This window comes from Vibrio agarilyticus (genome assembly GCF_012641465.1).
In the GTDB taxonomy this organism is placed as follows: domain Bacteria; phylum Pseudomonadota; class Gammaproteobacteria; order Enterobacterales; family Vibrionaceae; genus Vibrio; species Vibrio agarilyticus.
Genome location: NZ_JABAIK010000004.1, coordinates 63,837 through 77,617, shown reverse-complemented (window position 1 = coordinate 77,617; position 13,781 = coordinate 63,837). Strand labels below are relative to the sequence as shown.

Below are 13,781 nucleotides of genomic sequence, written 5' to 3'. Positions count from 1 at the left end.
CTCATCTTCTATTGAAGTTGGCCAAGTTCAGAGTGTCATTGTGGCGCTTGCCCTATATCCGTTTTCTTGAAGCTGGTGGCTTCGCCATTACGAAATAGGGCTAGCGCCCACAAACGCTAACTTATCTATACCCGTCCCACTTGAAGTGCTCAGAGGTTTTGCTCGTTTACCGCCTATCTGCATCTTCACGTTGTTTGGGTATAGGGTTGACCTTTAAGCTGAAAGCATTAATGAATTGGCTTTTGCTTCAAGGTTTGTTCCACCCATTAAGTACGCGTCAATTTCTCGAGCGCATTCGCGGCCTTCATTGATACAGCGAACCACCAATGATTGGCCTGTACGCATATCACCGGCAGCAAATACACCCGCTTGGTTGGTGGCAAAGCCTGTCGTTGCCACGTTGCCGCGGTCATCTAAGGCGATATCAAGTTGTGCTAATACACCGTGCGGTTCTGGGTGCAAAAAGCCCATCGCGAGAAACGCCATATCGCAAGGGATCACGCGCTCACTGCCTTCGACTTCTTTGAAGCCAGGACGCTCACCCGGTTTCGGTTCATCCCAAACAATATCGGCAAGACGTAGGCCAGTCACTTGACCTTGATCGTTGCCAATGAACTCTTTGGTCAGAATATTCCAGTGGCGATCGACCCCTTCTTCGTGCGAAGTTGAGGTGCGTAAGATCATTGGATACTGCGGCCAAGGCATATTTGCTGGGCGTTTTTCAGGTGGAACTGGCATGATCTCAACTTGAGTAATGCTTTTCGCACCATGACGATTTGAAGTACCCACACAGTCAGAACCGGTATCACCACCACCAATGACGATGACATGCTTATCTTTTGCATGGATCTCTTCGGTTTTGAGATCCATACCATTAGCGCGGCGGTTATTTTGACCAAGGAATTCCATGGCAAAATGAACCCCTTTTAGCTCGCGACCCGGTACTGGTAGATCACGTGGCACGGTTGAGCCACCTGTGAGCAATACCACATCAAATTCTTGACGCAGTTGCTGAGCGTTAACGTCGATACCAACGTGTTGATTAACCTTGAATTCAACCCCAGCTTGAGCCATCAAATCGATTTTGCGATCAATGACATCCATACCAAGTTTAAAATCAGGAATACCAAATCGCAGTAGGCCACCGACCTTTTCGTCACGCTCAAATACTGTTACCGAGTGGCCTGCGCTGTTCAATTGCTCCGCTGCGGCAAGACCAGCTGGACCTGAACCAATGATCGCGACGGTTTTTCCTGTGCGTGAACGTGGCGTTTTAGGTTTGGCATAGCCTTCGCGATACGCTGTTTCAACGATGGTTTTTTCGATATTACAGATCGTGATCGGATCTTGATTGATGCCAAGAACACAAGCGCTTTCACAAGGCGCAGGGCAAACGCGACCGGTAAATTCTGGGAAGTTATTGGTGGAGCTTAGAATGTTCCACGCTTCTTCCCAGCTGTCACGGTACACCGCATCATTAAACTCAGGAATGATATTGCCAATTGGGCAACCGTTATGACAAAACGGCACGCCACAATCCATACAACGTGATGCTTGAGTATTAATTTTGCTACCAAACTCAGTGTTCAGTACGAACTCTTTGTTATTTTTGATTCGTTCTGCAGGCGCAATCTTTTGTGGTAGTTCACGGCCATGCTCTAAAAATCCTGTTGGCTTACCCATTTACACTGCCTCCGCTTCTTTTTGCTCTGCTTCTGCCTTGCGCTTGGCCAATACTGCTTTGTAATCGCGTGGCATCACTTTCACCACGGTCTTCAAGCTCGCATCGAAATTAGCAAGGAAGGCTTGAGCGACTTCACTTCCTGTGAATTGAACATGTTTATTCAGCATATCTTGCAAGAACGCACGATCTTCTTGCTCAATAGGGTCAAGATCCACCAACTCAGGGTTGAGTTTCGCAGCAAAATCACCTGACTTGTCCCATACATAAGCAACACCGCCACTCATGCCTGCCGCAAAGTTACGACCGGTTGAACCTAGGATGATCGCCGCGCCGCCAGTCATGTATTCACAGCCATGATCACCAACGCCTTCGACAACCACTTTGGCACCAGAGTTACGAACACAGAAGCGTTCGCCTGCCATACCGCGAATGAAAGACTCGCCCGAGGTTGCGCCGTAGAAACAAACGTTGCCGACAACGATATTATCTTCTGCAACAATGCTCGATTTTGCATCTGGGTAAAGCACGAGCGTACCACCAGAAAGCCCTTTGCCCCAGTAATCGTTCGCATCACCTTCTACTTCAAAATGAACGCCTTTGGCTAGGAATGCACCAAAGGATTGACCTGCCGAACCTTTGAATTTGACATTCATCGGCTGGGGCAGACCTGCGTCTTTGTAAACCTTTGAGATCTCGTTTGACAACATGGTGCCCGCAGAACGGTCGGTGTTAACGATCGGGAATTCTGCAGTAACGGCTTCGCCTTTTTCAAGCGCTGGAATCGCAGCTTGAATGAGCTTACGGTCAAGCACGGCTTCGAGGTTGTGGTTTTGCTGAGTTTGACAGTAAATGCCATCTTCAGCGCGCGCCTCTTCAATGTGCAGAACCGGTGTAAGATCGAGGTTTTTGTATTTCCAATGAGAAATATCTTGGCGAATTTTCAGCTTACGGCCTTGGCCCACCATCTCATCAATCGAACGGAAGCCCAATTCAGCCATGATTTCACGTAGGCCTTCTGCCATGTACTGGAAGAAGGTGACCACATCTTCTACGCGACCATCAAAGCGCTCGCGCAAGGTTTTGTTTTGAGTTGCGATACCCACAGGGCAGGTATTTTTATGACACTTACGCATCATAATACAACCTTCTACAACAAGTGCGGCGGTTGCCACGCCCCATTCTTCTGCGCCAAGTAAGGTCGCAATAGCAAGGTCACGCGGGGTTTTCATCTGACCATCTGCTTGCACGACGATGCGATTACGCAGACCATTTTTCAGAAGGGTTTGATGCGTTTCAGCAAGGCCCAACTCCCATGGCAAACCTGTGTGGCGAATCGACGACAGTGGTGAAGCACCTGTACCGCCATCGAAACCTGCGATAAGCACTACATCGGCTTTGGCTTTAGCAACACCAGAGGCGATGGTACCCACACCCGCTTCAGACACCAGTTTGACGTTGACACGGCCTGCTCGGTTGGCATTTTTCAAATCGTAAATGAGCTGAGCCAAATCTTCGATTGAGTAGATGTCGTGATGTGGCGGCGGTGAAATCAAGCCAACCCCTGGCGTGGAGTGACGAGTGGCACCGATCCAGTCATCAACTTTGTCGCCGGGCAGTTGACCGCCTTCACCGGGTTTTGCGCCCTGAGCCATCTTGATTTGTAGCTCATCGGCATTGGTGAGGTAATACGAGGTAACACCAAAACGACCTGATGCAACTTGTTTGATGGCCGAGCGTTCCCAGTCCCCATTGTCTTTGGGTTCAAAACGACTTGGATCTTCACCACCTTCCCCTGAGTTGGATTTCGCGCCAAGGCGGTTCATCGCAACAGCAAGTGTGGAGTGTGCCTCATAAGAGATTGAACCAAAGGACATCGCACCCGTTGCAAAGCGTTTAACAATGCTTTCAATCGGCTCAACGTCCGCAAGAGGAATCGAACCGGCTGGGTTTTTAACAAATTCAAGTTGGCTACGTAACGTGACTGCATCATCGCCTTGCTTATCAACTGCAGCAGCATACGCTTTAAATTGCTCGTAATCTTTGTTGCGCGTTGACTCTTGAAGCAGCGAAATCGTTTCAGGGTTGAACAGGTGTTTTTCACCACGCTGTTTCCATTGATAAACCCCGCCGACATCAAGCATTTGAATTGGAATTTCACGCTGTGAATAGCCAATGCGGTGACGAATAAGCACTTCTTTTGCGATGTCATCCAGCGTCAAGCCTTGAATACGAGTCACGGTGCCGGTGAAGTATTTATCAACAACCGATTTGTGGATGCCAAGGGCTTCAAAAATTTGCGCGCCATGGTAAGACTGCAGCGTTGAGATCCCCATCTTCGAGAAGATTTTCAGCAAGCCGCCATTGATCCCTTTACGATAGTTATTAAACAGATCGCTTGGGTTGGCTTCAGGATCCAGTTTTTTGACTCGTTGCAACTCGATGATGGTTTCAATAACCAAGTATGGGTTAACGGCGTTGGCGCCATAGCCCAGTAGTGTTGCAAAGTGATGCGTTTCGCGTGCGTCACCGGTTTCAACCACAATGGCACATTTTGCACGTAGGCCTTTGCGGATCAAATGGTGATGCACCGCGCCCACTGCCAACATCGCTGGGATAGCGGCGTGGTTTGAGTTTACTGCGCGGTCTGTCAGCAAAATAATTGAGTAGCCATCGATGACTGCATCTTCAGCGTATTGGCAGATGCGTTTTAGCGCACGCTCAAGTTTGCCTGGATCTTCATTGGCTTGGAAAACGATATCGAGAGTTTTGGCTTGCAAATGAACATTATCAATTGCGCGCAGTTTCTCAAGCTCCGAGTTTGCCAGTACCGGCGATTCCAATTCCACTTTTTGGCAGTGCTGTGGCGTCTCGGTCAGCAAGTTTTGATCTTGACCAAGATAGGTGTTGAGCGACATAACCATACGTTCGCGAATCGGGTCGATCGGCGGGTTGGTTACCTGCGCAAACAGCTGCTTGAAATAGTTGGATAGGTGCTGTGATTGGTGCGAAAGCACCGCCAGTGGCCAGTCGGCACCCATTGCAGAAAGAGGTTCATACCCGGTTTGAGCCAGAGGCAAAATAATTTCATTGACCTCTTCAGCGCTGACGCCAAAGGCTTGCTGACGGTGAAGCAGTTTTTCTGGCGATGGCTGGCTAAATTGGTTGCTGGCATCGGGCAGTTTTTTCAAGCTCAGTAGGTTGTCTGCAACCCATTGCTCGTAAGGCTGCGCTGCGGCAATACCGTCTTTGACTTCTTCGTCAGAAATAATTCGGCCTTGTTCAAGGTCTGCCACAAAAATACGACCAGGCTGCAAACGACCACGGAACTCAACGTTTTCCGGTGCAATGTCAACCACGCCAGACTCAGATGCCATAACCAGAAAATCATCTTTGGTCACGGTATAACGAGATGGGCGTAAGCCATTGCGGTCAAGTGTGGCGCCCACTTGAACCCCATCGGTAAAGCACACTGACGCTGGGCCGTCCCACGGTTCCATGATGTTCGCGTGGTACTGATAGAACGCACGGCGAGTCGGATCCATGGTTTTATTTTCTTGCCATGCCTCTGGAATCATCATCATTAGGGCGTGTGGCAAGCTGCGACCAGAAAGCACCAGCAGTTCCAGTGCCATATCGAAGTTTGATGAGTCAGAGCTGCCTTCTTGACAAATTGGCAGCAACATATCGATTTCAGCTTGGCTGAAAAGGTCGGACTCTAGAATCGCTTCACGCGCTTTCATCCAGTTCAGGTTGCCGCGAACCGTGTTAATTTCGCCGTTGTGTGCGATGTAACGGAAAGGCTGCGCAAGGCGCCATTTCGGGAACGTGTTAGTGGAAAAGCGTGAGTGAACCAAGGCAAGCGCAGTGACCATGGTTGGGTTTTGTAAATCGAGGAAATATTGCGGAACTTGCTCTGTTGTCAATTGGCCTTTATAGACTAAGGTTTTGTATGACATTGAGTTGATGTAAAAATCGTCCCCAATATTCGATACGCTCTCAAGACAAACACGGACAGTGTAGTTACGCAGTACATACAATTTACGTTCAAGTTCGGCAGGAGTCATGCCGGGGCCACCAGTAATGAACACATGTTCAAACTGAGGCTCTGTGCTGAGTGGATCAGCACCAATCATCGAATTATCGGTCGGAAGGACGCGATAGCCAATAATGTCTAAATCTAATCGTTTGGCATTACGTTCTAGAATGTCACGACATTGATCGCGTTTGTATTCGTCTTTCGGGAAAAGAACGACACCAACACCGTAGCGATCAAATGCGGGCAATTTAATGCCAAGTTTGACGGTTTCTTCAAGTAAAAATTCGTGCGGTTTTTGTAATAGAATACCCGCACCATCGCCACTACATGGATCGCAGCCCTGGCCACCACGGTGCTCCATGCGTGCCAGCATATCGAGCGCCTGAGTAACTACCTGATGCGATTTGCGGTTCTTAAGATGGGCGACAAAGCCGATACCACAGGCATCATGTTCTAACTCGGGAGTGTAGAGACCTTGCGATTTCTGCTCTCTATCTACCATAGATACATCCTTCCAGTTAATTTAGACGCAACAAAACCGCACTAAGCGGAATGCGTCTTTCCTTTTCATTATTAAAATCGCTACCAAACGCGGAGAATGGTATTGAGTCCGTTCCGTCTCTCGCAGGAAATTTTTTTGCGAGAAAAACTATCCTTGGTGATATGCCCCAAAGTTACACTGAAAAATAGTGTTTTATATAAGAAAGGTGTGGCAATCACCGTTTTTTTAGTGCGGTTATCTGTCACAAAAGGAAAAAAAACCACTCTATTAGTGGTAAGTATCCTACAATTTTGTGACCGTTGATTGCAATGAAAACTCCGTGCCTCGAACGTATTTTTTTTCACCATTTTAGAATAAAAAGTTTTAACATTCACGAAACAATGGTCACCTTTGTGATAAATATTGAATGTTTATTGATTTTATTTCGTGATTATTTCGACGCTTTTTCGTACCCTTTGCGCGCAGTGGATCAGGGATGTAATTTACTTACAAAGTGATACTGAGAATCATTCGCGCATCAAGTTAGGTCGAAACATGCAATTACATCATCTGGTCAACACCCTAGGGCAAGATCTGCAGCGCCGTTATGGCGAAAAGGTTCATAAGCTTACGCTTCACGGTGGCTTTAGCTGCCCAAACCGTGATGGCACGATAGGTCGTGGAGGGTGCACGTTTTGTAATGTGGCCTCATTTGCCGATGAAACTCAGCAAGTCAAGAGTATTCAAACGCAGTTACAAGAGCGTGCTGGCGAAATTCATCGCGCGAAAAAGTATTTGGCCTATTTTCAAGCCTATACCAATACTTATGCAGAAGTGCAGGTATTGAAAAATATGTATGAACAAGCACTTGAGGCGGCGGATATTGTTGGGTTATGTGTCGGCACTCGCCCTGATTGTGTTCCGGATGCGGTGTTGGATTTACTGGCAGATTATGTGGCCCAAGGGTTTGAGATTTGGCTTGAACTGGGTTTGCAAACGGCAAACAACACCACCTTGAAACGTATCAATCGCGGTCACGATTTTGAGTGTTATGCTGCGATTACGCAGCGTGCGCGTGCGCTTGGGATCAAAGTTTGCACTCACTTGATAGTCGGTTTGCCGCGTGAAACTCATCACGACAATATGGACACGTTGAAGCAAGTGCTTGATGTCGGCACCGATGGGATCAAGCTGCACGGCTTGCATATTGTGGAAGGTAGCACCATGGCCAAAGCGTGGCGCGCGGGCCGTCTTGAAGCGCCGACCCTTGAGTCTTACATCGCGACGGCAAGCGAAATGATCCGTCATACTCCGTCAAACATTGTTTACCACCGAGTTTCTGCGGCAGCGCGTCGCCCGACCTTATTATCCCCATTGTGGTGTGAAAATCGCTGGCTTGCGATGACAGAAATGTTTCGTGCGTTAGACAAAAACGGCGCTCAGGGCAGCGCGATAGAAGATACGTTTGTGTTTGTTCCACCGACAGCATTACCTGCCCAATAGCGCTTTGGGTGATGAATCACCTACTCAGCGTAAGGTCATGTCACGATGGCAGAATTCGTGATACCGTGAGGTTAATTTACTCATTTGAACGTGCGCGAGTGTTCTCGACCCGTTGGAGCTATAAATGAAGCCAATTAAAAATCTTGCGCAATATTATGTTGATTTGTTAGTCCGTCTTGGTTTAGTTCGCTTTTCGATGCTATTGGCACTCGCTCTTGTGATCTTAGCGGTGGTGATTCAAGTTGGTGCAACCTTGGTTTTAAAAGGAACGGTTCATGATACGGATATCGTGCGTTCGGTCTTTTTTGGCCTCCTTATTACACCTTGGGCGGTTTATTTCTTATCTGTGGTTGTGGATCAACTCGAAGAGTCGCGTCAACGTTTAACGAAGTTGGTTTCCAAACTCAAAGAGATGCGTTCGCGCGATCAAGAACTCAATTACCGTTTGCAACAAAATATCGAACAACTTAACCAAGAGATTGAAGAGCGCATTAAGGCGGAAGAAGCTCGCGAAGAGGCGATGCTAGATCTTGAGAACGAAGTCTTCCAACGCGAGCGTACTCAAGTTGAATTAGCCGAGCGTACGGCGCTGTTGCGTTCATTTATCGATGCGTCACCTGATCTTATTTATTATCGTAATGAGGAAGGCGTTTTCTCCGGCTGTAACCGAGCAATGGAAGAGCTGACCGGACGTCGTGAAAAAGATCTGGTTGGCTTGAGCCCATGGCAAGTTTATAGCAAAGAGGATGCTCAGCAGATCGTTGCGACCGATGACAAAGTCTTTGCTGATAATCAAGCGCTCACCTACGAGCAATGGCTTGAATACCCTGATGGGCGAAAGAGCTATTTCGAATTGCGTAAAGTACCGTTTTATTCCAAAGACGGGCGCCATCTGGGATTGGTTGGCTTTGGCCGTGACATAACAGAACGCAAGCGTCATGAAGAGTCTTTAGAAAAAGCCAGTCGCGATAAAACCACCTTTATTTCAACCATAAGCCATGAATTGCGCACGCCACTTAACGGTATCGTCGGTCTGAGCCGTATGTTACTTGATACTCCGCTGAGTGATGAGCAGCGCAAGCAGATGCAAACGATCAACGTCAGTGCTATTACCCTTGGCAACATTTTCAATGACATTATTGATATGGATAAGTTTGACCGGCGTAAGTTGGAGCTGTTTCCAGCCCCTTTAAATGTTGAAGATTTCGTGGTTGAAATCGAGAGTATTGCAGGCCTAATGGCCGAGCAAAAAGGGTTGCGATTTGATTTAGAGCGTCTTAGTGATTTACCACCATATATTGAGGTGGACGCGACACGTTTGCGGCAAGTGATCTGGAACCTGCTTTCAAATGCGATGAAATTTACCAAAGAGGGTGGCGTCGTCATCACCGTCAGTTGTGAGGTTGAGCAAGAGATTGCGCATGTGGTTTTTGAAGTCGAAGATACCGGGGTTGGAATTGCAGAAAAAGAGCTCGATAATATTTTTGCGATGTATTACCAAGTGAAGTCTGGAAGTGACAATCTTCATGCCGTTGGTACTGGAATTGGCTTAGCGGTTTCTAAGCAGCTTATTAATCTCATGGACGGGGATATTTCCGTCTCGAGTGAAGTCGGCTTTGGCAGTACCTTTACAATTTCTCTAAACGCGCCGCTAGCCAGTGTGCCCGAAAGCGTTCAATTGCCGCCGAGCGCACAACCAAGTTTAAACATTTTTATGGTTGAAGACATTCCACTGAATATTACCGTAGCGCAATCATTGCTGGAAAGTTTAGGTCATCACGTAACGGTTGCCATGACAGGTGAAGAAGCGATAGCCCAATTTGATCCAGAACGGTTTGATTTGGTGCTGCTGGATATTCAATTACCTGATATGACAGGTTTTGATGTGGCTAAGCATTATCGGGCGCGCTACCAACATTTGCCACCATTGGTGGCACTGACGGCAAATGTGTTGAAAGATCGTCAAGAGTATTTTGACAAAGGTATGGACGAAGCGATAAGCAAGCCGTTAGCCGTACAGGCGATTCATGCCGTGATTGAAAAATTCTTCACATCCAGTTCAAGCGCTATCGAAGTGGTGACGCAGGAAAATGATCCGGCAGTACCACTAGTTGACGCTCAACTGCTCGATATCGAGATGTTGGAGTCTTACACTGATATTGTGGGCATTCAACCTGTGCTTGATAGCGTGGTGATGTTTGAAGAGATGATGCCAGAATATTTGGCGATCCTTGATTCAAATATGACGGCAAAAGATCAAGAGGGAATCGTTGCGGAAGCGCATAAAATTAAGGGTGCTGCTGGATCAGTCGGGTTGAAACACATTCAGAGTATTGCTCAAATGGCGCAATCGCCCGAATTGCCTGCTTGGTGGGAAAATATTACCGATTGGGTCGAAGAAATTAAAAATGAATATCAACATGATATTCAGATTTTGAAATCATGGTTGGAGCAAAAAAATCAATGAAATCGATTATGACTGTTTTATTGTTTGGCGCCCTATCTCAGATAGTGGTTGGCTGTAGTAGCTCACCTCAGGTGAGCTGGGATCAAGGTTCGCAAGCAATGTTGGGTCAAGCTCAAATTCAATTGCAAGCCCAGCTGTGGCAAAACCAAATGGGGGGCGATGCATCACAAGCGTCAATGCTGCATGGTGCACTGTACTTCAATAGTGATGACGATCTACCTGCAGGTCTCGAAGTCATTCAGGTGGCATTAAAGCAAGGGGAGTGGCAACACTTATTGACGCCAGAGGCGGTCGAGCTGCGAGTTCATGATGAGCAGCATTGGGAAGTCGCTTTTGCGGTAGACGCTATGCCACCTAAGGCACAGCCTGTTAACGTTAAGGTCGGTCTGCGTTATGAAGGCAAGGTGATGTATCTTGTGGATCGTGATGTTGTGATTGATTTAGTGTATTGAGTTTTGGTTTCGATGAATCAAAAAGAGGGCTGCTGCGGCAGCCCTCTTTTTTGGCAAAACAAGTAAATTAATTTTCTTCAAGATCGCCACAGAAGCGGTAGCCTTCACCATGAATCGTGGCAATGATCTCTGGCGTACCTGATACAGATTCGAAATGTTTGCGAATGCGGCGAATCGTCACATCCACAGTGCGGTCGTGTGGTTTTAATTCGCGACCTGTCATTTTCTTCAGTAGATCGGCACGAGTTTGGATCTTGCCCGGATTTTCGCAAAAGTGCAGAAGGGCACGAAACTCTGAACGTGGCAATTTGTAGCTCTCACCAGCAGGGCTCACTAGTGAACGACTGTTGATATCCAATACCCAACCATTGAAGCTGTATTTTTCAACGATACGTTTTTCTTCTTGAGTCGTATTGGTACTCATTGAGCGACTGAGTAGGTTGCGCGCACGAATAGTCAGCTCACGAGGATTGAACGGTTTGGTGATGTAATCATCGGCGCCGATTTCAAGACCAAGGATTTTGTCTACTTCATTGTCACGACCCGTTAAAAACATCAGTGCAACGTTTGCTTGCTCACGCAACTCGCGAGCGAGCAATAGACCATTTTTGCCCGGTAGATTGATGTCCATGATAACCAAATTAATATTGGTTTCAGACAAAACCAGATGCATTTCTTCACCATCACTGGCTTCAAAAACAGCATATCCCTCTGCTTCAAAAATACTTTTGAGTGTATTACGTGTTACTTGCTCATCTTCTACAATAAGAATCTGCGGGGTTTGCATTGGCGGTACCTAAATTTGTGACAAAATTGTGCTATTAAAGTAAATTCTAGGCAAAAACATAACATACAGGTAATGTGTTTTTGATACTAATGTTTAGTTATCAAAAATAAGCGGCTTGCCGGTACCCGCCTTCCTTGGGTTGTTGCCCTTGTACACTGCATCCACTGCAGTGTGTTTATTAGCCAGGGTAAATAGACTTTTCGAACCAATAAGTTACGCTGATAAAGTCTAAATTTTCCTGATGCGTTGAGCGGAGTTTATAATCTTAACAGCATGCTAACAATGCTCAAGTGCGGCAATAATTCACTTTGTTGATTTACATCAATTGCGACCCCTTGTAAGTGATTTATCGCGAATAACAAATAGAATGCCAAATGAAATAACTAAAAACTCCCCACTTTGGGGATCTTATTCCGACGTATATTTTGATTTTTTATCAAATTGTCCTTTTTCATCCTTTGCGGTGGTTACTGCGTGGAACCCCAAAAGTCAATGGCAGTCTAAATTGAAAAATTCGTTAAAAAATCGTCAGTTATTGCAATCTATTCCCAACGTGCCGATGGTTAAAGTGAACGTCGGCAATGCGGATTTTTCTTGGTTTGAAGCCAGTTTTGCTTTGGCTTTATCACTAGAGTCCGCTCGTATGCTAGGGGTCAAATTTGAGCAAAATGCGCTCTACTGGGTCGACAATGGCGTGCTGAGTCTGCATTCCTGTGATAATCCGCATCAAATGACTCAGCTCGGCGCGCTTGCTACTCGTTGTATCAACCCAGAGCGTTTAACCACATTATGAATAATCATTTACGGAGGAATGATGAGCGATATCACCCCAGATATTTGTGACCACTTTGCAGAATCGGTCACTCTATTAAACCTACCGCTGCGCCGTTTCGGTGGAAGGGGCGCTTTTTGGGGAGAAATTGTCACGATACGTTGCTATCAAGACAACTCTCGAGTGAAAGAAATGTTGGCACAAGAGGGCCATGGTAAAGTTTTGATCGTCGATGGTAATGGTTCAACTCAGCGTGCATTGCTGGGGGATATGCTGGCGCAAAGTGGCATTGATAATGGTTGGGCTGGCGTGATCGTTTATGGGGCCATTCGAGATGTGGCGCAGCTGGCGACGATGGATTTTGGGGTTCTTGCGTTAGCGACCAACCCATTTAAGTCTGATAAACGTGATCAAGGCGAAGTCAACGTCACTTTAACGTTGCAAAATCAGCTGGTTCAACCCAATCACTATGTTTACGCAGATGAAAATGGTGTACTGATCTGTAATGAAGCACTGAATTTGGCGCAACACGGAATCAAATTGCCGTCGTATGCTCGGTCAATGTCCTGATATTGAAAGCGCTTGAGGCCGCTGCCTGGTATGGCACTGGCCTTCGGTAACGTGACTTGGCGCTGCTGCGTTGTTGGCTGGCACGCACAAATTTCATCACATTGTTTATCTATGTTCGCGAAATGCTCAGAAGCCTACCTGTAACTCGAAGTTGTTTGGGTATACACGATGTTTCTGGTGAGCATTAGAAGCGAAAACCAATACCAACCGCCACTTCTTGTTGCCAATCTTGATAGTCTAACGTTGCATGGACGGCGAGATTTTCATTCAGTTTGAAATGGCTAGTGACTTCCGCTGCAAGATTAGCGTCACCTTTTTCTTTGGTTATCGCATCGTATTTATAGGCTCTAAGTGCGCTGGATATCACCCAGCGGTCACTCCATTGATAACTGACACCACTTAAAACGCCACTTTGTGACTGGTCGTTGCCATTCATTCGTGCTCCCACATAGAGATCAACTGAGCGGATTAAGTTGTATGAATAGCCACCTTCAATGCTCCGTTCGTGGGTCGCACCGTCTTGGCTGGAAAGGTAAAGGCTGTGTGGCGAGCTGAAGCTCAAATCGTCATGCTGGAGATTTGGCAGTATGTCGCCAAAACAGAGCGGGGAGAACAGCATAAGTGCTGCACACGAGGTGACTTTCATTCTGCGCTCCTTGCCCATGAATTTGACTGTTCTCAGTAAAGCACAATTCAGCTTATTATGCTTATCGTTTAATAAAAAAATCGTGACTTTGGTGGAACTAATCGTGTGTTTTGCTGGCACCATCGTTGCCTCTCGATTTTTCTTTGATGCGCTAATCAACAAACTTTGTCGATGAAAACAGCACATTGCTGCGTAAGTCAGCACATTTTTTGTTGACTCAACCCAATAAAATCGGTAAACGTATGGCTAGCGAATTAAAGCGAACACAATTTGAGAGCTATGACTCAGCATAATATTCTGACCACAACCACGATGATTACCATTACCGACATTGGCATAGTTGGGGCAGGCTGCTGAGCGAAACAAAATCATTAAAGGCCTGT

9 protein-coding genes are annotated in these 13,781 nt (G+C 46.8%); 5 read left to right on the top strand and 4 right to left on the bottom strand.

Features of this window, described 5'->3' with window-relative positions:
• Positions 1 to 213: 213 nt before the first annotated feature.
• Complete coding sequence (locus HGP28_RS05120; protein WP_168835387.1) at positions 214 to 1,683, bottom strand: glutamate synthase subunit beta; 1,470 nt, start codon at positions 1,681 to 1,683, stop codon at positions 214 to 216.
• Positions 1,684 to 6,222 carry a glutamate synthase large subunit gene (gltB, locus tag HGP28_RS05115; protein ID WP_168835386.1) on the bottom strand — a complete coding sequence of 1,513 codons (4,539 nt, stop codon included), beginning with the start codon at positions 6,220 to 6,222 and terminating at the stop codon, positions 1,684 to 1,686.
• 534 nt (positions 6,223 to 6,756) lie between these two features.
• Here gltB and mnmL point away from each other — a divergent pair.
• The 3 genes from mnmL (at position 6,757) to HGP28_RS05100 (ending at position 10,623) form a co-directional block, all read left to right on the top strand.
• Positions 6,757 to 7,704 carry a tRNA modification radical SAM protein MnmL/YtqA gene (gene mnmL, locus HGP28_RS05110; RefSeq protein WP_168835385.1) on the top strand — a complete coding sequence of 316 codons (948 nt, stop codon included), beginning with the start codon at positions 6,757 to 6,759 and terminating at the stop codon, positions 7,702 to 7,704.
• 124 nt (positions 7,705 to 7,828) lie between these two features.
• Positions 7,829 to 10,171, top strand: a complete 2,343-nt coding sequence (arcB, locus tag HGP28_RS05105; RefSeq protein WP_168835384.1) for an aerobic respiration two-component sensor histidine kinase ArcB — start codon at positions 7,829 to 7,831, stop codon at positions 10,169 to 10,171.
• Positions 10,172 to 10,179: 8 nt separating this feature from the next.
• Complete coding sequence (locus tag HGP28_RS05100) at positions 10,180 to 10,623, top strand: hypothetical protein (RefSeq protein ID WP_168835383.1); 444 nt, start codon at positions 10,180 to 10,182, stop codon at positions 10,621 to 10,623.
• Positions 10,624 to 10,690: 67 nt separating this feature from the next.
• Here the strand turns inward: HGP28_RS05100 and arcA are convergent, their stop codons facing one another.
• Positions 10,691 to 11,410 carry a two-component system response regulator ArcA gene (arcA, locus tag HGP28_RS05095; RefSeq protein ID WP_168835382.1) on the bottom strand — a complete coding sequence of 240 codons (720 nt, stop codon included), beginning with the start codon at positions 11,408 to 11,410 and terminating at the stop codon, positions 10,691 to 10,693.
• Positions 11,411 to 11,777: 367 nt separating this feature from the next.
• Here arcA and HGP28_RS05090 point away from each other — a divergent pair, with 367 nt between their 5' ends.
• Both HGP28_RS05090 and HGP28_RS05085 read left to right on the top strand, forming a co-directional pair.
• A complete protein-coding gene (locus tag HGP28_RS05090) occupies positions 11,778 to 12,203 on the top strand; it encodes a DUF3293 domain-containing protein (RefSeq protein ID WP_281355530.1) in 426 nt (141 codons plus the stop codon).
• A gap of 21 nt (positions 12,204 to 12,224) precedes the next feature.
• Positions 12,225 to 12,752: a putative 4-hydroxy-4-methyl-2-oxoglutarate aldolase gene (locus HGP28_RS05085; protein WP_168835380.1), complete on the top strand. Its 528-nt coding sequence runs from the start codon at positions 12,225 to 12,227 to the stop codon at positions 12,750 to 12,752.
• Between the two features lie 184 nt (positions 12,753 to 12,936).
• Here HGP28_RS05085 and HGP28_RS05080 read toward each other — a convergent pair whose 3' ends face one another.
• Entirely contained in the window at positions 12,937 to 13,398 is a 462-nt protein-coding gene (locus tag HGP28_RS05080; RefSeq protein ID WP_168835379.1) for a hypothetical protein, read from the bottom strand.
• Positions 13,399 to 13,781: the final 383 nt, after the last annotated feature.

Excerpts from the sequence above, each read along its gene's own strand:
- HGP28_RS05120 (WP_168835387.1), bottom strand. The coding sequence starts at position 1,683 with ATGGGTAAGCCAACAGGATTTTTAGAGCATGGCCGTGAACTACCACAA.
- gltB (WP_168835386.1), bottom strand. The coding sequence starts at position 6,222 with ATGGTAGATAGAGAGCAGAAATCGCAAGGTCTCTACACTCCCGAGTTA.
- mnmL (WP_168835385.1), top strand. The coding sequence starts at position 6,757 with ATGCAATTACATCATCTGGTCAACACCCTAGGGCAAGATCTGCAGCGC.
- arcB (WP_168835384.1), top strand. The coding sequence starts at position 7,829 with ATGAAGCCAATTAAAAATCTTGCGCAATATTATGTTGATTTGTTAGTC.
- HGP28_RS05100 (WP_168835383.1), top strand. The coding sequence starts at position 10,180 with ATGACTGTTTTATTGTTTGGCGCCCTATCTCAGATAGTGGTTGGCTGT.
- arcA (WP_168835382.1), bottom strand. The coding sequence starts at position 11,410 with ATGCAAACCCCGCAGATTCTTATTGTAGAAGATGAGCAAGTAACACGT.
- HGP28_RS05090 (WP_281355530.1), top strand. The coding sequence starts at position 11,778 with ATGCCAAATGAAATAACTAAAAACTCCCCACTTTGGGGATCTTATTCC.
- HGP28_RS05085 (WP_168835380.1), top strand. The coding sequence starts at position 12,225 with ATGAGCGATATCACCCCAGATATTTGTGACCACTTTGCAGAATCGGTC.
- HGP28_RS05080 (WP_168835379.1), bottom strand. The coding sequence starts at position 13,398 with ATGAAAGTCACCTCGTGTGCAGCACTTATGCTGTTCTCCCCGCTCTGT.